The organism is Pseudobacillus sp. FSL P4-0506 (assembly GCF_038003025.1).
Taxonomy (GTDB): Bacteria; Bacillota; Bacilli; order Bacillales; family Domibacillaceae; genus Pseudobacillus.
In genome coordinates, this window is record NZ_JBBOOI010000001.1 from 3049698 (window position 1) to 3072724 (window position 23027).

The 23027-nt window shown below is 37.9% G+C and carries 21 protein-coding genes and 1 riboswitch; of the genes, 2 read left to right on the forward strand and 19 right to left on the reverse strand.

What is annotated here, in order from left to right; all coding sequences use genetic code 11:
• Positions 1 to 353 precede the first annotated feature (353 nt).
• The 6 genes from aguA to MKZ02_RS15340 form a co-directional block, all read right to left on the reverse strand.
• Positions 354 to 1454, reverse strand: coding sequence for an agmatine deiminase (gene aguA / locus MKZ02_RS15315; protein WP_340854325.1), 1101 nt, complete (start codon positions 1452 to 1454; stop codon positions 354 to 356).
• Positions 1455 to 1921: 467 nt separating this feature from the next.
• On the reverse strand, positions 1922 to 2920 hold the full coding sequence (locus MKZ02_RS15320) for a DUF4822 domain-containing protein (protein ID WP_340854326.1): 999 nt from the start codon (positions 2918 to 2920) through the stop codon (positions 1922 to 1924).
• Between the two features lie 93 nt (positions 2921 to 3013).
• Positions 3014 to 3721: an ankyrin repeat domain-containing protein gene (locus MKZ02_RS15325; RefSeq protein WP_340854327.1), complete on the reverse strand. Its 708-nt coding sequence runs from the start codon at positions 3719 to 3721 to the stop codon at positions 3014 to 3016.
• A gap of 165 nt (positions 3722 to 3886) precedes the next feature.
• On the reverse strand, positions 3887 to 4573 hold the full coding sequence (locus tag MKZ02_RS15330; RefSeq protein ID WP_120030892.1) for a response regulator transcription factor: 687 nt from the start codon (positions 4571 to 4573) through the stop codon (positions 3887 to 3889).
• A complete protein-coding gene (locus tag MKZ02_RS15335) occupies positions 4570 to 6018 on the reverse strand; it encodes a sensor histidine kinase (protein WP_340854328.1) in 1449 nt (482 codons plus the stop codon). Before MKZ02_RS15335 ends, MKZ02_RS15330 begins: the two co-directional genes overlap by 4 nt.
• Before the next feature lie 769 nt (positions 6019 to 6787).
• Positions 6788 to 7168: a winged helix-turn-helix transcriptional regulator gene (locus MKZ02_RS15340; protein WP_340854329.1), complete on the reverse strand. Its 381-nt coding sequence runs from the start codon at positions 7166 to 7168 to the stop codon at positions 6788 to 6790.
• 281 nt (positions 7169 to 7449) lie between these two features.
• Here MKZ02_RS15340 and MKZ02_RS15345 point away from each other — a divergent pair, with 281 nt between their 5' ends.
• Positions 7450 to 8166: a 3-ketoacyl-ACP reductase gene (locus tag MKZ02_RS15345; RefSeq protein WP_340854330.1), complete on the forward strand. Its 717-nt coding sequence runs from the start codon at positions 7450 to 7452 to the stop codon at positions 8164 to 8166.
• A 588-nt stretch (positions 8167 to 8754) separates the two neighbouring features.
• Here the strand turns inward: MKZ02_RS15345 and MKZ02_RS15350 are convergent.
• Both MKZ02_RS15350 and MKZ02_RS15355 read right to left on the reverse strand, forming a co-directional pair.
• Positions 8755 to 9348, reverse strand: coding sequence for a TetR/AcrR family transcriptional regulator (locus tag MKZ02_RS15350; protein ID WP_120030886.1), 594 nt, complete (start codon positions 9346 to 9348; stop codon positions 8755 to 8757).
• 334 nt (positions 9349 to 9682) lie between these two features.
• A complete protein-coding gene (locus MKZ02_RS15355; RefSeq protein WP_340854331.1) occupies positions 9683 to 10264 on the reverse strand; it encodes an LOG family protein in 582 nt (193 codons plus the stop codon).
• A gap of 644 nt (positions 10265 to 10908) precedes the next feature.
• On the opposite strand from MKZ02_RS15355, the gene MKZ02_RS15360 reads away from it, so the two are divergent.
• Positions 10909 to 11244: a helix-turn-helix domain-containing protein gene (locus MKZ02_RS15360; RefSeq protein ID WP_340854332.1), complete on the forward strand. Its 336-nt coding sequence runs from the start codon at positions 10909 to 10911 to the stop codon at positions 11242 to 11244.
• A gap of 196 nt (positions 11245 to 11440) precedes the next feature.
• Here the strand turns inward: MKZ02_RS15360 and MKZ02_RS15365 are convergent, their stop codons facing one another.
• The 11 genes from MKZ02_RS15365 to MKZ02_RS15415 form a co-directional block, all read right to left on the reverse strand.
• Positions 11441 to 11581, reverse strand: a complete 141-nt coding sequence (locus tag MKZ02_RS15365) for an anti-repressor SinI family protein (RefSeq protein WP_340854333.1) — start codon at positions 11579 to 11581, stop codon at positions 11441 to 11443.
• 19 nt (positions 11582 to 11600) lie between these two features.
• A riboswitch (cyclic di-GMP riboswitch) is annotated at positions 11601 to 11686 on the reverse strand.
• Positions 11687 to 11822: 136 nt separating this feature from the next.
• Positions 11823 to 12806: a hypothetical protein gene (locus tag MKZ02_RS15370; RefSeq protein ID WP_340854334.1), complete on the reverse strand. Its 984-nt coding sequence runs from the start codon at positions 12804 to 12806 to the stop codon at positions 11823 to 11825.
• A 17-nt stretch (positions 12807 to 12823) separates the two neighbouring features.
• The gene (locus MKZ02_RS15375; protein WP_340854335.1) at positions 12824 to 14200 is read right to left on the reverse strand and encodes a sugar phosphate nucleotidyltransferase; all 1377 of its coding nucleotides are present in this window, start codon (positions 14198 to 14200) and stop codon (positions 12824 to 12826) included.
• A 23-nt stretch (positions 14201 to 14223) separates the two neighbouring features.
• Positions 14224 to 15417 carry a glycosyltransferase gene (locus tag MKZ02_RS15380; RefSeq protein WP_340854336.1) on the reverse strand — a complete coding sequence of 398 codons (1194 nt, stop codon included), beginning with the start codon at positions 15415 to 15417 and terminating at the stop codon, positions 14224 to 14226.
• Between the two features lie 15 nt (positions 15418 to 15432).
• Entirely contained in the window at positions 15433 to 16821 is a 1389-nt protein-coding gene (locus MKZ02_RS15385) for a sugar transferase (protein ID WP_340854337.1), read from the reverse strand.
• 65 nt (positions 16822 to 16886) lie between these two features.
• Entirely contained in the window at positions 16887 to 17939 is a 1053-nt protein-coding gene (locus tag MKZ02_RS15390; protein WP_340854338.1) for a glycosyltransferase family 4 protein, read from the reverse strand.
• Complete coding sequence (locus MKZ02_RS15395) at positions 17914 to 19191, reverse strand: O-antigen ligase family protein (RefSeq protein WP_340854339.1); 1278 nt, start codon at positions 19189 to 19191, stop codon at positions 17914 to 17916. Before MKZ02_RS15395 ends, MKZ02_RS15390 begins: the two co-directional genes overlap by 26 nt.
• Positions 19178 to 20638, reverse strand: a complete 1461-nt coding sequence (locus tag MKZ02_RS15400) for an oligosaccharide flippase family protein (RefSeq protein WP_340854340.1) — start codon at positions 20636 to 20638, stop codon at positions 19178 to 19180. The genes MKZ02_RS15395 and MKZ02_RS15400 overlap by 14 nt, the downstream gene beginning before the upstream one ends.
• 20 nt (positions 20639 to 20658) lie before the next feature.
• A complete protein-coding gene (locus MKZ02_RS15405; protein ID WP_340854341.1) occupies positions 20659 to 21201 on the reverse strand; it encodes a CpsD/CapB family tyrosine-protein kinase in 543 nt (180 codons plus the stop codon).
• Positions 21202 to 21229: 28 nt separating this feature from the next.
• On the reverse strand, positions 21230 to 22000 hold the full coding sequence (locus MKZ02_RS15410) for a YveK family protein (RefSeq protein WP_120030858.1): 771 nt from the start codon (positions 21998 to 22000) through the stop codon (positions 21230 to 21232).
• A gap of 21 nt (positions 22001 to 22021) precedes the next feature.
• A complete protein-coding gene (locus MKZ02_RS15415; protein WP_340854342.1) occupies positions 22022 to 22951 on the reverse strand; it encodes an NAD-dependent epimerase/dehydratase family protein in 930 nt (309 codons plus the stop codon).
• Positions 22952 to 23027: the final 76 nt, after the last annotated feature.

A 23027-nucleotide genomic window follows, 5' to 3' on the forward strand; every position in this document is an offset into this window, starting at 1 on the left:
CTCCCGGTGTATGGCTTTAATTTTAAGATTCGAATAGTATACAACGGTAATTGAATAGTTATATTCTTTTATCTATTACATAAACAGCTTCATAAAAATCGCTCATTTGTTGATGCTTTGTCATTTCATAACGATCGAACCTGAACATGGCGGATAAAAATACCTTGCGCCACCCCTGCAACTCTTTTTGAGTAATCACATAGAAATTGAGATTCAACCTTTAATGGAAACGCTTCCTTTTTAAAAAAGAGAAACAAAAGAATTCTTTATAGATATACAGATGACCCAATTAAGACACCAGAGCTGCATCCTCCATCTTTACTTAGTCTATAACCTTTTTTCCTTTTAAATGTTTATGGTTTAGGCTGAGCTAGAGTCATGCAATGAATATTGCCGCCACTTAGAGACCACTCTTTTGTCGGGAGACCAATTATTTTTCTGTCCGGCATCATTTCTTGATATTTTTTTATCGCCTCTTGATCCCGCGGATCATTAAATTGTGGTACTAAAAATGCCCCATTAATAAAACATCCATTAATATAAGTTACAGCTAATGGCTGATTGGACTCACGAGGTGCCGCATCCGCGACTACATCAAAGCCTCTGTTTTCTTCTTCTGTAATATAAATAATTTCCGGTATGTGTATTTTATGAATCTCGAAGTTCCTGCCTTTTGCATCTGTCTCCTTACTTAAAGTCTCATACGCCTCTTTAAATACTGGATATTGCGGATGACTTTCATCATCAACCCATGAAAGAGCAATCACTCCTGGCTTAACAAAAAAACAAATGTCATCAATGTGACCATCTGTTTCATCGTATAGCATCCCTCTTTTAATCCAAATGACTTTATCCAAACCGAGGTATTCTTTGCAATTTCTTTCCACTTCTTCTTTAGACATATTACCGTTTCGGTTTGGATTCAGATTGCATTGTTCTGTCAAAATAATCGTGCCTTCTCCGTCTACTTGTGTAGCCCCGCCCTCAAGAATAAAATGCCTTGCATCATAGGAATCTATATTTTCAAGCTCAAATAGTTTTTGTGCAAATTGCTTATCTAAATCCCAAGGAAAGTAAAGCCCCTCATTTAAACCTCCATACGCATTAAAACCAAACTGAACCCCTCTTATTTCCCCCTCATCGTTAATCACATAAAAAGCTCCTTTATCTTGGGCCCATGATTCGTTTGTTGACATTTCAATCACACGCACTTTTTCTGACAATCTTGCTCTTGCATTTTCATATTGCGCTGCAGAGCAGATGACTGTCATTTCCTCATACTCAGCAATTGTATTTGCAACCATCACGCACACTTCCTGTGCAGGCTTGCCTCCGTTTCTGAACGCAAAACCTTTTTCCGGCCATATGATAATTGACCCCTTATGTTCCTCAAACTCTCCTGGCATTCTAAAGCCATCCTTTTTAGGTGTGGTACTTTTAATTACTCTTGCCATTTTGTCTTTCCCCTTTTCATTTTAATAATGAGATATCTAGCCTTTAAAATTTAGAGGGCTTCTCTCCTAAAAGCTATAATGTATAGGATGAGTCACTCCTACTACCACCTCTGTTCATTCAATATTTTTTACAAACCGAACGACCGGTCTGTAATTATTTTAATGCACCCATTGATCGAAAGTCAATTTATTTTTTTGAAATTTCAGAAAAATAAATAACGACGAATACTTATAAAACAAGCATGAAAGGACAATAAAGTTAGTAAATTTTAAGAAATTTAAATAATTATCCCCCCGTCCACAGCTTCGGACGGGGGGAAAGTTTAGTTGTTTAATTTTGATGTACGTCACTACACTAAAAAATATAACCATACATTCGTTTAAGAATTTAAGTTTTATTCAAAAAACAGCGTCCAGTAACAGAGAAATCCATCTTCTTTTCAGTTGCATGTCAAGCCCTTTTTACATTATTTGGTAAATTTTGGTTTAAGGTCACCTTTATAAGGTTCATGTTCCACGAATACAGTTATGTCCTTGCCGTCTTTGTCTTTACCCGTTCTTTTATACGTAAATTTATTATTATTAAGTTCGGTAAGTTCAAGAGCGACACCATATTTATTATTTCCAATCGAAGCATGGGCTCTTATTTTATTTTCGTGTACAATATCGAAGTAGCCATAATCACCACGGCTTTTGCCTGTTTTAGCATTGAAAAACTCATATTTATTCGTCTTGTCATCAAATTTTGCCAGGCTTATAAACATCGAATTATACTTTGTTACCTCATTGCCGTCTTCATCTAATACCTTTGTTCCGTTCCAAAGAGTGCTGCCTAAAATATTATCTCCATCAACGTCTTTAACAATATCTCCTGTAGTAGTGTCTAACTGCTTGTCCGGATCGGTAAAATCCAGCTCTTTTTCTTTATATGGCACATGTTCAACAAATACTTCTACATCGTTGCCATTAGCATCTTTTCCCATTCTTTTATAAGTAAAGACATCTTTATTTAGTTTTGTCATGTCAACAACAGCTTGGTAATTCATTGATTCTGAAATCAATATTCTCTTCTTCCCATCGTTGGTGATAAAGAACGTTCCTGTATCACCACGACTTTCACCTGTCTGAGCATTAAAAAATTCATACCTTCCTGACTTCGCATCATATTTTGCAAGACCAATGAAGTTTGCATTCTCTTTTGTTAAGTCATTATTCTTTTTGTCATACACTCTTGTCCCTTGCCAATTTGTACGGCTAAGAATGTTAGCCATTTTCTGGCCTTTAGTCAGTTTATTTTCGGATTGTTTCTCTTTATTTGAACTATGGAATTTATTCGCGTTCGTTTGTTCTGTTTTTGTTTCTTGTTTTTGTTCACTTTCACCGGCCTGTGCATTCGTATTGCATCCTGCTAAAGCTAAAGTTAATCCGAGTAGTAAAGGCGATAATCTTTTTGCTGTTTGGTTCATTGTTTCATCTCCTCATTCTATAATTTTGATTATAATCCTTATTAAATCTAATAAAGGAATCTGATTTCATTGGTAGAGTCTTTTACAATCCGGTTATTCTGCTCCTGCTTTTAACAAAATGCTCTCAATCTCTTTAAATCCATTCTTTCGTGCATGCTCTAATGGAGTCACATTATTTTTATCTGGAATATTCACATCCGCCCCATGATCGATGAGCAGTTGTATAGTTTGCTGTTGTTTTTTATCTCCATTATTCAACACAATAGCTTCCATTAATGCAGTCCAACCTAGATTGTTTACATGATTAACATCTATATCCGTTTTAGTAAGAAGTTCCTTGACTACATCCACATATCCATGCTCAGAGGCAGGGATTAAAGCAGTTCCTCCATACCGGTTTGTAATCGTTGGGTCAGCACCAGCTGCAATCGTAAGCTTTAGAATTTCAATATATCCCTCTGCACCCGCATATAAAAAAGGATTGTTGTTCATGTCGTCCTGTATGTTGACATCCGCTCCCGCTTTAATCAAGACTTTAGCGGTTTCAACATCATTGTTATAAGTGGCTATCATTGTCGCAGTTCGTCCTTCTGAGTCCTGCAGATTAATATCGACACCTTTCTTGATCAATCTTCTTATGGCATCCGCTTCTTTGCGTTCTGCAGCTTGAATTAGTTGTTCATTCACATCTATTTCTCCTTTTATTTGTTTTTCCTGTTTCTTTGGATCTCCCTCATTATCAGAAACACATCCCTGAAGAATGAAAAAACATCCAATGACTATGGTTAGCCCCCTCCACATGAAAATTTCACCTACCTTTAGTGTGATTGCTTAAATAATGTTAAAGCTTAATTTTGAACTCCATCTAAATAATTTCTTAAAAAAAGATAAACTTTTTAAGAAAGTTTCTTAAAATTAATAAAAAAACCGTCACTTTTGTAACGGTTCCTAACATGCCCTATTTAATTAAACATTAAATCGATACCCGGCTCCCCAAACGGTTTCCAAGAATTTCGGGTGGGCAGGATCTCTTTCAATTTTCCCTCGTATTTTCTTGATATGAACGGTCACAGTTGAAACATCTGCTGCCGATTCTAATCCCCATATATTTTCATAAAGCTGTTCTTTGTTCAATACTTGATTTGGATGCATCACAAGAAATACAAGCAAATCGAATTCTTTTGTTGTGAAGGGAACACCTTCTCCGTTAATATGAACTCTACGCGCTGACTTATCAATCGATATTCCGTGAACGAAAATTGTATTTGAATGAGTTTGGTTCCCTGCTAAACGTTCATAGCGCGCTAAATGTGCTTTCACTCTAGCAACCAGCTCACTCGGACTAAAAGGCTTAGTAATATAATCATCTGCTCCTAAACCAAGACCTCGAATTTTATCGATATCTTCCTTTTTGGCGGATACAAACAAAATAGGGATGTTTTTTTCAACGCGTATTTGTTTGCATATTTCAAATCCGTTTAATCCTGGGAGCATAATATCTAGGATGATTAAATCATAGTTTCCTCTCAGTGCACGTTGAAGCCCTACATCACCAGCATGTTGAATATCGACATGGAAATCATTGATTTCTAAATAATCTCTTTGCAGTTCTGCAATGCTAATATCATCTTCAATAAGTAATATTTCCTTCACATTTGTTCACCTTTCTTTAGAGAGAAAAATAAAGTTGTACCTTTGCCTATCTCGCTTGTGGCCCAGATCTCCCCTCCATGCTCCACAATAATTTGTTTGGCAATCGCAAGTCCCAAACCGCTTCCGCCTGTCTGGGAATTTCTTGATTGTTCTGCACGGTAAAAACGTTCAAAAATATGTGGCAAAGCAGAAGGTTCTATACCTTGTCCATTATCTGTTACTTGTACAACTACATCCTCTAATCGTTCATTTAGCGCAATAGAAATGTTCTTTTGGTCCTTGTCCATATATTTCACACAATTGTTTATTAAGTTGGCTAATACTCGTTTTAATTTCTCTCTATCCACTATCACGTAGATCGGTTTATTCAAAAAGTGAAGGTCCATGTCAATTTTTTGTTGGTGTAAATCCAAATAGAGTTCTTCTACGTAGTCTGTCATATATCTATCCAGCTCGACGGTTTCAAAATTGAATGGTTCTTTTTTTAAATCCAGCTTGGAAAATAAAAACAGCTCATCAATCAATGAATCCATGTCTATAGCTTTTGAATGCACAGTCGATAAATATTTCTCCATTTTCTCAGGGGTATTTGCTACACCATCTTTAATCCCCTCTACATATCCAATAATCGAAGTAATCGGTGTCTTCAAATCATGTGAAATATTGGAAAGAAGCTCTTTGCGGTTTTCCTCATACTGAAGCTGGAGGTTTATAGATTCTTTTAGTTTTATTCTCATTTTCTCAAATGCTCGATTTAATTGTCCAATTTCATCACTTGAAATCGCCTTTATTTCAAAATCTAAATCTCCTGACTTTATTCTTTCAGCACCTTCTTTAAGAATAGAAATAGGCTTAATAATACTTTGTGAAACCAAATAGTTCAACATACCAATGACTATGATAAGCAGCAATAGCAAAATGCCAGATAGGATGGGAAACAGCTCTCGAATGAGCTCAGCATAGGAACTTGCCTTCTTCAATACAAAAATGCTCCCTTTACTTTTATCCGGAAAATAAAAATCAAACTTTACATAAGTAAAAAAATAATCGTTGATTTTAATCGTATCTCGCGTATTGATGTTTGTTTCTTCAAAGCCGGGAAGGGATTGAACCAGGGCCTGTTTGTCTAGAGAAGGCGAAGCATACTCGACCTTTGTGCCCTTTCTAACAACCATCTCAATATCTTTCTTCTCCATTTTCTTAAGCTCCTTTTCCTTGAGGAGCTGTTCAGGATTATTTTTAGCAAACAGCTTTAAATCGAGAAACACACTTTCTTCTACTGTTGTCAGAGGTTTTTGTACATACGTTTTTTTGTAAAGATGCTCTATAGAGTTTACATCACCTGTTATGGCAAAAATGATTAAAAAACCAGCTGCCAAAAACAAAGTGATAGAAAAAAGGATCACCCCAACATAAGACAACAGAAACCTCATTTTAATTGACATTTCTTTCACTCGCTCTATTATAAATTTTTGACAGATCATTCCTATTCTTAGCATTCAAGATCCTTTTATAAGCCACACTATCCAAATTAAAGCAGCTCATTTTTTTAAGAAATTAACAGAACTATATCACATAAATCTTAAAACTTTCTAAAATATATATGAAATATTTCTAAACACCTTATAAGGGGTATCGCCAGGAAATTCACAGATACAACATCAAGGTAATTTCAATAGTAAAAGTCCACTTCCTCTGTATTAAAATAGATAAATTGAGTTCTTTTTTGTTATTCCATTAAATGGCCTTTTAACGGAACAATTCATTATTTAGCCAAATGTTCCTTAACCAGCTTATCAATATCGATGTTCTTTTCCTTTTAACCATAAAAAAAGACCCCTTTAGACAAACCATATATGAAGGGGTGAAGCTGTAAAATGACAATAAAGTTATTTAATTTTAAAAGCTCAAACAAGGATAACCCCGTTCTAAATTTAGAACGGGGTTAAAAATATAATTGTTTAATTTTTGATGTAAGATACTTTACTACACTAAAAAATATAACAATAAAGTCGTTTAAAAGACTAAGTTTTATTCAACAATAGCGCCCGATTATGAAACAAGATAAAACTTCTTTCTCTTTCTGCTTTTTTAACATAAGTAAAGAATAAGTCCGAGATTTTTCATACAACAAAATATCCTTTTTATATTCAATATAACTTTTGCTAACAGCACAGGCAATTTAGATCATTGAAAATAATCCCGTTATTTTTCTTATGCAAAATCGTCGTTTTCTTCTTTAATTTGATCCATTCTCTTTTTTCCCCATTCATACATCATCTCAACAATTGGTAATAACGTCATCCCTAGTTCAGTCATTGAATATTCGACTTTCGGAGGAGTTTCCGGAAACACTTCTCTATGAACAATGCCATCTTCCATCAGTTCACGCAATTGGTTTGTTAATATCTTATGAGATATTTTCGGAAAAAGTCTTTGAAGTTCGCTGAAGCGATGTGGTCCTTCTACACCTAAATGCCACAAAATAACAACTTTCCATTTCCCACTAATAATCGATAAGGTAAGTTCTTTTTCACAATGATAATCATGATTTAATATTCTCTCTCTTATCTCTTCTCTTAATTTATCCGACATAGAGCTAACTCCCTTTCATATAAGTAAGTAACCTTTTGGTAACCTCCGCACAAAAAAGTGCATTCTTTACAATGTAGAAAACCGTAAGTAGAATGAAGTTAGTCTTAAAGACAAATCTTTATCTATTTTAGGCGGCAAACATTTATGAGTAAAACAGCACTATTAATTATATCACCAGAACAATTTTAACAAATTCACCTTACTTAATTATTAAAATGTTTTAGTTTAATACATTTTATTTCGTCTAAAATAAAACTATCTCATTTAAAGGAGCGAAAAACATGCAATCAATCGCAGGAAAAGTGGCGTTAATTACAGGAGCAGGGCGCGGAATAGGACGTGCAACAGCAGTAGCTTTTGCACAAGAAGGCATTCACGTAGGTCTTATTGGGCGTACGCTTGAAAATTTACAACAAGTAGCAGAGGAACTTAAACAGTATGATGTGAAGGTAGCAATCGCTGCGGCAAATGTAGCGGATTTAGACTCTATTACCACAGCGGTTGAATCAATTCGTGGCGAACTTGGGGCAATCGATATTTTAGTGAACAATGCCGGCATTTCAAAATTCGGTAACTTTATGGACTTAACGCCTGAAGAATGGACAAATATCATCGATGTCAACGTAAAAGGTGTATACTACACAACACGTGCAGTATTGCCAGAAATGATGGAGCGAAACACAGGCGACATCATTAATATCTCATCAACAGCTGGTCAAAAAGGGGCACCCATTACAAGTGCATACTCGGCTTCAAAAGCTGCAGTTATCGGACTAAGTGAGTCATTAATGCTTGAAGTACGCAAGAAAAATATTCGTGTTACAACGTTAACGCCAAGTACGGTTGCAACAGATATGGCTGTTGAGCTAAACTTAACAGACGGCAATCCAGAAAAAGTGATGCAAGCGGAAGATTTAGCAGACTTAATGGTTGCACAGCTAAAACTTCATCCACGTGTTGTATTAAAACATGCTGGACTTTGGTCGACGAACCCTTAATGGAACTGCTTGAAATATCAAGGCGCTATCCGATGTATTTTGGATGGCGTCTTCTTTTTTAGAATAATAAGCTCTAATAGGGGTACTGCCAACCCGCCTATCACATGAACGGCATCACGAGCATTGGTATTCATGACATTTGTGTAGTAAGAAGACAATTATAAAAAAGTATGTTTTTTGCAACTCATTACTCAATTAAATGACCCGGTTGTTGAATAAAATGCCTCGCACTTTTTAAACAACTTTATTTATACAAAATAACAAGTTTATAAATAAAATATAGGTAAGGTAATTCTTTACCTCCTCCCCCTCTAATTGGAAGAATAGAAAAAACTAAAGACTAAAACGAAGAAACTTATTGGACTAAATGTTCAGAAATAGTGGGTATATGAATGGGGAATGGATCGGAAGTTATATTGAAAAATAACCAGAGTCCAATTCCACAAAAAACCTCACAAACTCTTATCGAGCCGTGAGGATGAAAAAGCCTTTATGTAAGATACTTAACCTGAAATAGCCTGGGGATTCATCCCTCTCATTTGAACGATGTTTTTCCAGTTCTCTCGATTTTGCCTGGGGTTTTAGCTTTTAATTTGTATCATTGTTAACTGTAAGGCCCTCTAAAAAAATATCGATACCTTGTTCAAAATACTTTACTAATTCTTCTTTGTCTTCCCATCGAAGTGATAACTTTGCAAAAAGGCCTTCTAACATGGAGATATAAATCCAGGTTAATGCTTTTGCATCGGATACTTTGATTTGTTTCTTGTTAATCGCTTCTGTAAAGATAGAATGGATTAATTCATCATCTTTAGAATAGCATTTATTCAGTCTTTCACGATACTGTTCTCCTACTTCACCCCAATATGACTCTGGTATCAATTTAAAAATCGGGATATCAATTTGAGAATAAAACATTTCCCCATATTTTTTGAGTTTTTCAATAGGATCAGATATGGTTGATAAAGTGGAATGGATACTATTCAGCCATGGTTCGTATTCTTCTTCAATCATTTGAACAAACATTTCTTCTTTGCTCTTAAAATGCCAGTATATGCCACCCTTGCTTACACCAGAACACTTGACAATATCACTAATAGACGTGTTTACATAACCATTCTTACTAAAGCATTCAAGGGCAGCCTTAAGAATAGTCTGCCGTGTCTTCATATCCTTTTTCATGTTTTCCCTCTAATTTATTTCAGATTTAATAACCTGCTTCTGCTATCTAGACTACCATAGGTTGTTGTCGGTTACCGAAAAACTAGCAACTTTATACTAGAATCAATTTTATCCTTGCCTGTTATCGATTAATCGCCATTTCTCAGTCTAATCACCCATTAAACAGGGGGCTTTTTAACTATCAGTCATCTCTGGCAGCTGGCTGAGCGGGGATTCCTTGCGCTTTGTTGGTCAAACCCTTTTATAGCTAGTTATTAAGTTTTAAAAGCCTTCTAATGCCCTTTATGGGCTAAGTGACTACCCCTACAAACGATGGGATTTTCAACATTTTTAGTTAGCTTTGAGATTTTGTAATATAGGTTTTCACTGAAGGCGGCTGATATGTATTAAACTGATGAAGCAAACCCGCCGGATCAGTGTCTACAAGGGCCATAGAACGGTATTTTTCCTGTAAAAACTGTTCTTCTGTCATATGATTGAACAAGGTGACAAGCGGGGTGTAATAATTATTGATATTCAAAAGGCCGCATGGTTTTTGATGTAGTCCTAACTGAGCCCATGTGAAAATTTCAAAAAATTCCTCTAATGTTCCTGGTCCGCCCGGTAAGGCAATAAATCCGTCCGCTAATTCGGCCATCTTAGCCTTTCTCTCATGCATGGATTCAACAACAATTAGCTGAGATAAGTGTTTATGAGAAATTTCTCTTTCATCAAGAAAGCTTGGCATCACTCCAATGACATGACCGCCCGCTTCCAAAACAGCATCAGCTACCGCTCCCATTACTCCTACACTTGCGCCTCCGTATACAAGCTCGATTTGGCGCTTAGCAAGCTCTTTTCCTAAAGTTTTTGCTCCTTCAATATAAAGATCAGAAGCTCCATTACTTGATCCACAAAATACAGCTAGTCTTTTCAAAAAGTATTCCTCCTTACATTACCCAATGTTATTGATTATACATAACGATACACCTTTGGTAAACAATGGATGAGTCAATAAAAACGAGGCGGTCTCTTATGTTAGCCGACAAGTCTATCCATCCTACTCTTCAAAATCGTAATAGGAGTTAAATTTTACTTGTTAATGTTGATTATTCCCTAGCTAATATATCTAATGAAAGGGAAGAATGTCACATTTTATCCTTACGAGGAAAAGTCTTAACCTGTGGCAAAGACAGGTCCAATTGATTGTACGAGCTAGAGAGCTACCAGCAAACTCTTTTTTAGTCATAAAGAAAAGCCCCTCACCCGTGTGAGAAGCCATTCAAGCTATTTACTGCCGTTCTTCCCTTGACTGTCAAAAGGTTTCAGTCTGTTGCCAAACACATCTTTTCACATATAAATGCTCCTTTACCGATGAGCATCAGATAAGAAGATAGTACGTTGTGGAAACAATATGAGTGAGTCGCTTCTCTCATGTTTTTGTGTAATTTCAGCCCAGTCCTGCTGTAACTGATCATAAATGCTCCATTACTTTTAATAAGGGCTTTGTTCTTTTAAGCGGTATCATGTTAAAATAAATCTGTATAATTCGGTTTTCAGCATATTTTAAGGGTGATCATAATGTCTATAGGGGAAAGAATCCGTGAGCTTAGAATGTCTAAAGGACTTTCGTTGACTGAATTGGCAAATCGAGCCGGAGTAGCAAAATCATACGTCTCTTCAGTGGAACGCCAAATACAATTAAATCCTTCTATTCAATTTCTGCATAAAGTTGCCTCGGTATTAAATGTGAGTGTAGAGAAATTAATAGACGAAGGTGACAATCCTATTAAAGAAATTGATACTGAATGGCTCGAACTGGCCAAAGAAGCAATGGAATCCGGGATCAGCAAAGAACAGTTTAAACAATTTCTTGAGTTTCAAAAATGGCAGAAGTCTAATAGTCCCGATAAATAAGTTCTCTTTTAACGGGGCTTTTTCACTTGCCTTCCTTTAACAAACAAGCAGAAAATTCAGAAATAACGATAGGCAATTGATCCCGCATGTCAAACTTCTTTCGTAATGCTGTAGTTTTTATTAGGGCTCTATTCAACTATTTTCTGCTTATTTAGATCTGACCGCTTCACCGGAATGTCCCCCATTAGAGTCATCTTCAGGCAAGCCTAAAACTTGTCCCCTCAAACCGGCCGCTTTTCAAAAAATCCCTCACTTCCTGAAGAGAGATTCCTAGCTCTTTTGCTTCTTTTATTAAAACAATCCATTCCCTGTCCACTGAGACTTGGTCTTCTTTCATAAGAAAATCCTCCTAGAATATCGGCAGCCCAGCCGTCATAGCGTATTTCCCCTTAGACCTGAAGCTTTGCGTCCTTATTTTTCAATAAGTTTGCCTTTTTCTATGATTTGATATTCGCCTTTGCAAGAAAAAGAAAAGTTTTATTCTACTTAAATTTTAGCACCTGGATTGAGTTGTTTGCATTAGTTTTAGTAAAACATTTTATCACTTCTTTCGACGGAATAAACAGACACTTTTTTTCTCAGTAACTATTTTTCTGACCACGATCGTTGATCCATTCATCTGCTATATTTAGATCTAATTGATTATTTTCTGTTTCAGCTGTAAGCACTACGAGCGGCGCAGAATGCCTGATACGCTGCACATCCCAAACCATGCCCTCAAATTTATTATATGAACCATCCGCCTTTATGAATTGCTCTGTATGTTCGGTCAGTTGTACTTGCAGCCCTGTAAAATAATTGCCTGAGCACTCATTTGGAATGCTGATTGAACCTACTAACCGGATGCCAAAAACACAATCATCCAATGACACATTTTCAAAACGATTGGCATTAATCCAACTGTAAGTCTCATCTTTAGGATTTTCGGCTTTTAGTTGAATGCCTGTTTGGAAGCCCACTATAGAAATATTTTCAAAATGAACAAAGCTAATGTTGTGCCACGGACCCTTAGCATAAAGAGAAAGACCCGTTCCTTTGTAACTTTCACTTTTGTTGATAATCGCCATGTTTTCAATACGGGTCCTATTTGTGGCATCGAAGCGGTCCGTGCCTTTTAAAAAAATAACTTCCGACTGAAAATCAGGATCTACGATTTGCACGGTTCCATTTATAATGACGGCATCCTTCTCAACGGTTATCACACGCTCATTTCCCTTAACCACCAATATAGAATTTTGGCCAAACTCCAGTTTCACGCCTTCTTTGACAGTAAAGCCTGACTGGACGACATACTTTTTGTTTGCTCTAAACATTACTTTTTCTTTTTTGTATGTAACACAAAAATCAATGGCCTGTTGAATCGCCTTTGAATAATCGTCTGCTGTTCCTCTTTCATCTGTTGTAAAATCTTCTACTTCTACAACTTGTTCCCGGGATGCACGATTCGTCTGTTCAAGGTCGGGCTCTCCCCACCCCCGCAAACCTATCAGCAAATAGAAACTAACTGCTCCAAATAGAAAAATAATAGGCAGCCATCTAATGTGCATATTCTTCTCTAGCATCAATTTTGCCTTCTTATTCAACTTACTACTTTATTGCAATGCTGCACGACTTCATACCAGTCCATGTAAATGCGGTATATGTCCTCTTCTACTAAATTAGAACCTGATTGCACTTCGATAAATTCCAAATCTGTGATTGCCTTCAACCCATGTTCTGCTCCAACTGGAATATGAAGCACATCTCCCGCTTTCACAGAATAAATTAAGCCATTTAAAGCAAATTCTCCTTTTCCTTTAATAATTGTCCAGACTTCACTGCGAAAACGATGCTTTTGATAACTTAAATTCTTGGTAGCTTTTATGCAAACCCGCTTGGTTAATACCTCCGCTTCGTCCTCCACTTTCGTATAATCGAGCACGCGATACCAACCCCAGCGTCTCTCCTCATACATTGGCCGCTTCTGAATTCCATCAAGCAATGTCTTAACCCTCGGGCTTTTATTTTTATCCGATACGAGAATACCGTCGGGACTCGCTGCAATGATAAGATCCGTCACACCGACTACAGTAACTGGTATTCCCAGCTCATTAATCATATGAGTATTTGTGCAATCTTGACTGATTACTCCATCGCCCATTTGATTTGTGCACATTTCTTCTGTTAGTGTATTCCACGTTCCAAGATCTTTCCAATAACCGTTATAAGGAACCGTTACTATTTTTTTTGTTTTTTCAACGACTTCATAATCAAATGACTTTTTTGGCAGAAGCGAATACTGTTTGTATAACTCCTCGTAATGGATAGGCAAGCCCTTTTCTTCAAGGATAGATAAAATGTATTCAAGCTTAAATGCAAAAACTCCTGCGTTCCATAAAGCGTGCTGTTCTATTAAGCCAGCTGCTTGTAATGCAGACGGCTTTTCTTTAAAATGGCTTACTTCCATATAAGCCCGTTGAATGTCCTCAATTTTAGGTAAAATGTAACCATACTTTTCTGAAGGGAATGTCGGCTTTACACCTATTAAAGCAAGGTCTGCCTCAGAAGTTATCAATGTTTCTTCCAACCGTTCCACTTCATGGAAAAAACGGTCCTCAACAAATGGATCAACGGGAAGTACACCAATTACTTCTTGTAAGCTAACCCCCTTTATGCAATACAAATATACAGCTGCTAAAGCAATAGCGGAAAATGTGTCTCTTCTCTCCGGTTCAGTAATAAGCGGCACATGCGAACCTAATTGACTTTGTATCATATCTACTTGAGATTTGCTTGTAGCAATCATGGTTGATTGCTGTAAACCCACGTGACCAAGCTGCCGCCATACTCTTTGCACCATCGACTCCATATGGCCGTCTTCATTAGCAAGCACCTGTAAAAATTGTTTTGATCTCGAATCGTTTGATAAGGGCCATAAGCGTTTTCCCGACCCACCGGATAATAAGATTAGCTGCATTCATCGTTCCCCCGTTCCGTTTTTTAATAGTTATCTGCTTTTGTATAAGTGGAAATCAATCGGTCCGTCACAACCTCCTCTGAAAAACGGTGGGCTACAAACTCTCTAGCCCGCCCGGCTAATTTGGCTGCCAGCTCTCTATTAATCAGCAACTGTTCAGTATGCTCTACAAATTCTTTATTCTGTTCACAGATCAGTGCTTCTTCATTGTGTGTGAAGCCAATGCCGGAATTTGTAATGTTGCTCATCACGATGGAACACCCTAAAGCAGCTGCCTCCAATATCTTATTTTGCTGCCCCGCTCCAAAGCGAAGGGGACAAACGTATACTGCCGCTTTCCATTGCCACGGTCTAATATCCTCTACAAATCCAGTAACCATTACACCGCTGATTTTGCTCAGTTTCTGTACATCTGCTGAAGGATAGGCTCCAACAAGCCAGCATTCCAAATCAGAAAATTTTTCTCTTAAAGGAAGGTAAATATCCTTCACAAGCCTCATGGCTGCATCGACATTTGGGGCATAATTCATTGTCCCTGTGAATACCAAGGCTTTCTTTTTATCCTCAATTGAATGGTTCAAGTGGAAGTAGGATAAATCAATATAATTAGGCACCACGTTCACTTGTTTGGCCCGCCTTGAATGAAGAAATTCTTTGTCAGCCGGGGAAGTAATAATGGTTTTTACACCTTGATCTCTTATAAAGCTTTCATATTTTTTCATCCGGCCCAACTCCCCTTTAACCGCTAATTTCTCAAGCGGGTTCTTCGCCCAATGGTATCGCCTTTCTAGATTAAGACTGATGGCATCTATGTAATCCACTACCACTGTTGAATTGGAAATATTCAATGAAGAAAAATTATGGAGAACTTTCGATTGAATATGGATGACGTCATAGTGAACCTGGCTTGTAATGCTTGTAAGGAAAGCTTTCAATACTGGAAAAGAATGGAGCGACACACTTAAGGGATAGCCTTTCAGAAGAAAGCTTCTAATGATTGAAAGAGACTTATTTTTCACCTTCATTTTCTGTTTCTCTTTGCCGCTTCCTTCTATCAAAGAAGAAGCACAGCACCAATGTGCCTCGTCTTTCTCCTGGAATAAAAAGTGAACCGTATGGCCTTTCTTCACCAGGCTTTTCATTTGTTGAAAAGCTCTAACCTGATCTCCTTTTCCCGGAACCTTTGGCATTCGATGGGTAATGAATAAGATCTTCATGCTATATATTCTCCTTTACTGGCCGGCAGCCTGATTTTGACTGAGCAGCTGCAATAATCTCTTTTTCTTCTGAGAGTTTGTTTCTACTACTCCTTCAGCTTTGTTTTTCTGGAAGATAACCCAGATGGTTTGGAATAAAATTTTGATGTCATTTCCAAAGGAATAATGGCGAATATACATTAAATCAAACCGTAGCTTATCTTCAGGAGCAGTCGTATAATTGGCCATGACTTGTGCCAGCCCGGTCAATCCAGGCTTCACAGTCATTCTGTTTGAATATTCAGGCAAATATTGCTGGAATTGATCGTAAAAAAACTTTCTTTCCGGACGCGGCCCCACCAGGCTCATTTCCCCTTTAAGCACGTTGTATAATTGAGGCAATTCATCGAGCCGTGTAGCCCGAATCAATCTGCCAATCGCTGTGATTCGGGGATCACGTTCTGTTGCCAATACGGGACCGGTATCTTTTTCTGCATTTTGGACCATGCTCCTAAACTTATAAATTTGATAGGGCTTTCCATTCCTTCCAAGCCGTTCCTGCTTAAACAAAGCAGGTCCTTTTGATGTAAGCGGGATAAGCACCCACAAACAAATAGTCACCGGACTAACAGCTACAAGAAGGATAGCTGCTACCACAAAATCGAAAGCCCGTTTCACTGCACGTCTCGCTCCACTAAGCTTTGTAGGAGGAATAGACAGGACTAACATATCATCCACTTGCTGATGAACTGACCCGTGAATAAATATTTCAAAGAGCTGGGGTACAACCAACACTTCTTTCTCTTGCTTGGCGCAGAGATTAATCAGCTCACTTCTTTGCTTTCCATTGATGGAATCACTGATTAATACGACGTCGATCTCTTTCAAACAATCTGTTAATTTGTCTTTTTCTTTTAAGGTGACAAGTTTACTGACAATAAACCATCCTTTGTGATGGGAAAGTAGTTTATCAGCTAAAGATAAGCCGTTTTTTTCATCTTCTGCGATGATTAACAACCGTTTTCTTCCGTGAACCATTCTTATTACCTGCCAAATAATAAGACGGCTCAATAGAATTGAAACAGCGTGTATCAACGAAGCAGTTAAAATCAATTGTGTGGAAAACGTTGCCATTGGATAAACAATATTAGCGATGGTTATTAAGACCGCTACTATTCCGAGTGATAATAAAATCGTGCAAGCCATCTGCTGAAAGCTTTTTCTTTGCCAATCCATATAAAAACCAAATAAATAAAAAATAATAAAGGCTATGGCTGAAACCCAAGGAGCTGCCTGCACATAATGAAAAGGAACAGCCGACTCATTCGACAGCCAGTAGACAGTTAGATAACCTAAATGGATGAATGAAATATCCAATACAGCAAGAGACATTTTGCCAATCCGCCCTTCACTCCCCCTGCTCATTCCAATCCCTCTTTCTATTGGTAATTTCGTTCTTTATAAAGAACACCCAAACAATAAAACTCCTTTTATTTTTCATTTAAATACTCTTTCATGGTAGAGCTGACCATTTTTTCTAAAGAAAAATTCTTCTGTACCCATTCACGAGCACGCCTAGCTATTCCTACTCTTAACTGCTGATTTTCTTTGAGTGACACGATATGTTCACAAAAACTTTCTGCTGAATAGTCCGGTACAAGATAACCAAGCTCAGAGCTGATAATAGCTTCTTTAATTCCGCCTGTGTTCACTGAAACTATCGGTGTTCCGACAGCCATTCCTTCGAGAACAACCAATGGAAACACTTCACGATGAGAGGTTAAAACGAGTACGTCCATCTCTTTAATAAAATTCTCCGGATCGTTCACTTCCCCCCTCATATGCACATGGCGAGTAAGGCCCCACTCTTCAATCATTTGGCTGATTCTTACATATTCCGGCCCCTCTCCACCTATATAAAATTGTATATCCGGATCATTTTTCAACTTTCTCGCAATTTCCAGAAATAATGTATGGTTTTTCTCCGGAGACAGCCTTGCCAAAATCCCAACTTTAAATCCGTTCTTTCTTTCTTTTTGATGATACGTGAATTGGTTTAAATCTACTCCATTGTAGATCGTTGTTATCTTGCTTGGCTGGATACCAAGCTGCAAAAGATTCTCCTGCTCATAGCCGCTCACTGTAATAATTTTTGTTATATGCCTGTTTAACAGCTGAGCAAAGAGCGGACGAAGATTTTTTTCCATCATTGTCACGTTATGCTTGGTATAAACGATCTTTATTCCCTTTTTAATTAACCTCTTCATTGCTATAGCATAAAGGGCCATTCTTAAACTATTTGCATGGATAATGTCAATATCATGTTCCAGCACTTTTCTTTTAATGGTCAACAGATTAAGAAGATGATTGCTGCGAGACAGAGGCGTAAAATGCTCTTTATTACTGATTTTCCCGAATAGTTCCCCCTTGCCTGCCGCTGTATAAAAGACCAGTTTTGGATGGTTCAATTGGTTCTCCAATTTACAAAAGTAATGTTCGGCTCCGCCTGTTATTAGCTTATCTGTCATTAACAGCACATTCATTTCCATAGACCTCCTTGTCAGTGAGTTGACGATCCTTCACTTTCTGCTGTTTTGTAAGCCGCACTCTTTTTTCCTTTCGCAAAACGGTTGAAAGAACAGCAAGATATAGAAGAAATACTTCATTAATAATCAAAGAAAGAGACATGATCTGCAGTAAAAATGCTACAAAACATAAAAGCAAATATAAATGCGCTCTCCTTAAATGGCGATTCATAAGTTGAATGAACACCAAAAGAAGAAATAGAAAGTATAAAGAAAACCCTATTAGACCCGATTCCGATAATATTTGCAAAAAGGTATTGTGCGTGTATAAACTCTCTCCATAATGCGCTTTGTTATATTCAATAAAATTATCGGCCCCTATTCCAACAACAGGATGTTCAAGAAAGTAGTTCCACGCCCGACTCCACAATTCAAAGCGCCCGCTTCCCCCATCACTTGAAAAGTCTTCTATTCTTTTTCCGATCATCCCCACAATATTAACCTTCATGACAACTACGGCTATGTAACCTGCCGCGATAGAAATGATGCCCAATGTACCGAGTGTCCGCCATCTTGCAGCAGAATGGCTGATTGCTGTGTAAAGCAAAATAATCAGGAGCATAGATAATATGCCGCCTCTTGAAAAGGTTAAGACCGTCGTGAGCATGCAGAGAGCAAACCCCGCTTTATTTCTCCAGCTAGTCATATTGGTCAGAAAGTATGTAAAGAAAATCATATTATAAAAAACATACAGATTCGGATCTTCTAGCAAGCCGATCAGTCGCGGATAGCTTCTGTCCATAAGGACCCCGTAACTGGAAATCATCTCTTCCGATACTTGGAATCCCACTTTTTTTAATCCTATGGCATATAACAGAAGACTTACCATATTAAACAATAAACCTGACTTGGCAATGGCCTCTTGTATTGCATTAATTGAATATTTCTCTAAAACGAACCTTAAAATGAAATAACAGCTGATCAGTAAGAAAATGCCTGCCATAATACGAATACTGGCAAAAGGATAAGCGGAAAAAATGCCGGTAAAACTGTAGAATAAATAGAATAATAACATCATGATTTCGAAAGCATGCATTTTCTGAAAAGAGAAAACAGAAAAATGAAAAAGTAAATATACACATAAAAAGACCATGTAAGGCTTTAAGGCAAAGCCAATATATAGGTTATATTTACTTAACATAAAGAAAAAAAGCAGTAAAAACAGACCGGTGTGACGCTGCTTTTGATTAGTAGACTTAAGAAATCCCATCTTTTATCCCTCGCTTTACCGCCTCTTCGCTCTGGTCTTTACAAATAAGCTTCATTAATTTGCGCATTAAGCCCCGATCGACTGCTATGATCACTAGAAGGGATAACAAGTGAAGAACAGCAGCAAGCATAGGAGAAGCCGAAAAGAAAGAACTCGTAACTGCAAAAAAAGCAAGAAAGAACAATAAATAAGGAAGCAATACTTTAACCGCTAAAGCTTTTCTGTCCGGATTCAAGAGCCAATAGCCTGCTAAAGACAGCAGCTCGACAGCGACCCCTGCAAAAGCAGCGCCTTCCACTCCATATTGATGGCTAAAAGCCATATAAAAATAAATCCCTCCGACAAGAGACAGCGCCTGGACAGTTGTTCGCCGAGACTGCAAAGCTTTCGTCGTTAATCCATCAGCCAACGCTATATTGACGCTTTGCAAGACAAGCAGAAAAGACAATATTTGCAAAGCTTTCGCAGCGAATAACCACTCTTCCCCAAACAATGTGCCAATGATGATTTCCGGTATGTAAAATAAAGAAATCGTCATCGCCATACCTAGCAGTGCCATCATTTTTAGCTGCAACATATTTAACTGCAAATGCTCGATCTTTCCTTTGCTGTTATAGCTTTTAAATAACGCCGGATAAAATGCGCCCGCCAATACCCCTGGAATTTGATATAAAGCCGAAGGAATCCGGTAAGCAACAGCAAAAAATCCCACCTGTTTGAGCGTTAATGTTTTCTCCAGCACAACTGGCCCTAGCTGTGGAAGGAGGACAATTAATAAACCACTTATCATGAAGGACAGCACATTCTTCAACATCCCTTTATGAAAAGCATAGTGAAACCGGATCGCCGTCCGCTTTCCGATCAGGTAAATTCCTATCACTCCTGCTAATAAATAAGATAAACCATACAAAAAACAAATGGCGTATGGGTGCAACGACAAGGTTATGCCTGCCAAAATAGAAGTGACGAGCAGCACGGCTGAACAAATACGGATTACTCCTAAATATTGCATCTCTTCCGTAAGTTGAAAATAGGTGATGCTAATGCTCTGTAAAGCTAAACCTATCACCATGGGCACGATCAAGAAATACATCGTTTTCATTAACTCTGGCTGCCCTTGATACAACAGTTGAATCAGACAGAAGCCGCCCGCAAATGTAATTCCCAATAACACAGCTCTAATTTTGATAAAGGAAGAAAGAACAGCTGGGAGGCTAATCCCTTTCTTTGACCCTTCGCGAAGCACTGCTACGCTGATCCCAGCATCTGTACAGTAACCCATAATTAGTGAGTATGCTAAGGCAATGCTGAACATTCCATAACTGTGAGAATTCAAATAGTTTGCTAAAATGACAAGTGTAACAGCGTTCAACCCACTCGAAAAAGCGGTACTATAAAATAAGTGAAAGACATTTTTACCAATGGAGTTTTTTTTTCTGCTATCCATTCATCATCACCTGCATAACTTCAACTTGTTTGATAAATTGCCCCTAAAAAGTTATTGTTTGTTCTTTCCAGTATCTTTTTCACTTGCAAAGCATCGGCTTCTTTTGTTCGATTTTCTTGAATGACAAGAAGCACACCATCGCAGGCAGATGAAAGGATTTGAGAGTCAGCTGCATCCAAAAACGCCGGTGTATCTAGGACAATGACGTCGTAGCAGCGCTGCCAAACAGTTATTAACTGCTCTATTCTCTCTAAGCTTTCAAGATGGATGGAGAAAGATCCAGCAGAAAGTATATCTAGATTTTGAACAATTCCTTCCATGACCTTTCCTTTTTCTCCCCTTAATAAATTGCTCAAACCCGAAGCATTTCGGAAACCAAACAACTGGTGAATCACTGGCTTTCTGAAATTCACGTCAACCAGCAGCACTTTTTTCCCTGCTTCTGCAAACGAACTGGCCAGCTTTGAAGAAATAAGCGGCTGCCTTCTATTTTCTTCTGGAGAGGTCACCATTAAAACTAGATTTTCATGTTTAACCGCATGTTGAATATTCATTTTCATCATTCGGATCTGCTCTGTACTCAACCACTTGTCAGGAGATGGAAGTCGCCTGATCCACCTGTTTTTCCTTCTCTTTAGCAACCAATTGCCTCCTCTCTGGATCATATTCTTCGTAAGGGCGTTTTTCTTTGCTGCTTTTCCGGAATTCTATCTTGCTATCAAACTTCCCTAACAGCGGCATGCCAAGTAAATTCTCCACGTCGTCTTCTTTTTTCACTGAGTCATCCAATTGCTCACGAATAACAGCTAGACCAATCCCCGATAATAGTCCAGTTATAAGGGCAATCGCCAGGGCTGCTACTTCATTATTTTTCTTGATAATCCCATCGTTTTTTTCCAAAATTTTCACTTGGTTGAACTTGAGAAGCGTGTTCATTTTCTCAAGTGATATGACTGCTGTAGTTTTGGCAATATTTCGTGCCAGTTTTTCATCCCGGTCTTTTACCGTTATAGTAACGATTTGAGAATCTTTATTGTTTTCAATAAACAGCTTTTCCTCTAATGAGGTTCCTCTCAAATCAAGCTCTTCTTTTACTGCGCTTAAAACAATCGGACTTTTTATAAAGTCCACAGAGGACGCTAGCATTTGTGGAATTTTTTGTGTTTCCTCATAAGAATTTTCTGTATTTGTATTTTGCAGATTACCAATCAAAATATATTCACTTGCTTCATACGTCGGTTCAAAAATATAAAAGACAGCCCAACCAGTGACTACTACTACGATCACTGCAGTTACACTGATCAAAATCATTCTTTTCTTGATTAAATTTAAAAACCCCTTTATAGTCATATCCTCCTGCATAACAGCTTCTCCTTCCTTCCGTCAGCTCTGTATGACCATCTCTTTCTGGTAATAATAAATCGTTTCTTTTAACCCTTCTGCCAATGAATAAACCGGCTTCCACCCAAGCACAGTTTCTGCTTTTTTATTTGTTAAACAACTCGCCTTAATATCTCCTGTCCGTTCTTCGCTAAAAATAAGAGAAGAAACATTCCCAGCGATTTCATTCATTTCTTTTACCATATCTAATACTGATGTTTGCTTTCCTGTGCTGATGTTGATAATCTCATTTTCACCATGAGTGAGCGCAGCGACATTGGCTTTGGCCACGTCTTTAACAAAAATAAAATCTCTCGTCTGGTTTCCGTCTCCGAGCACAGTCAGCGGCTGGCTGTTTAAAAGTTTTTCAATAAAAATAGAGATCACTCCCGCCTCTCCATTGGCACTCTGTCTCATGCCATATACATTGGCATAACGCAAAATCGTATACGTTAATCCATGCAGCTCTGAAAACAACCTTATGTAGGCCTCCGCATGCTTTTTTGATAATCCATAAAAAGAGAGGGGATTCACCTGATGGCGTTCATCAACCGGCAAGTAATCAGGATTGCCGTATAAAGCAGCAGTGGAAGAAAAAATCACTTTTTTTACGCCATACTTTACGCACGTTTCAAGCATATTCACAGTACCAACAATATTTTCTTCAATATCGTTGAGCGGCTCTAGAAAAGACTTAGCAACTGAGACCTGTGCAGCTAAATGAATGACACAGTCTGGCTGAAAATCCGAGTAAAATTCCTCTAATTCTTTTTTTCTAACGTCTCCTTCATAAAATACAGCGGCTGCAGGGACTTGCTCTCTCTTCCCAGAGGAAAGATTGTCAACCACTGCTACCTGGTGATCTTGCGCCAGTAATTCCTCTGTAATATGTGAACCAATAAATCCAGCTCCGCCTGTAACTAACACTCTCATTCTCTTCTTCCTCTCCCATCGATAGATAATAAACCTTTAATTGGGATATCTGACTATCTTTTCACCCGTTTGTTCT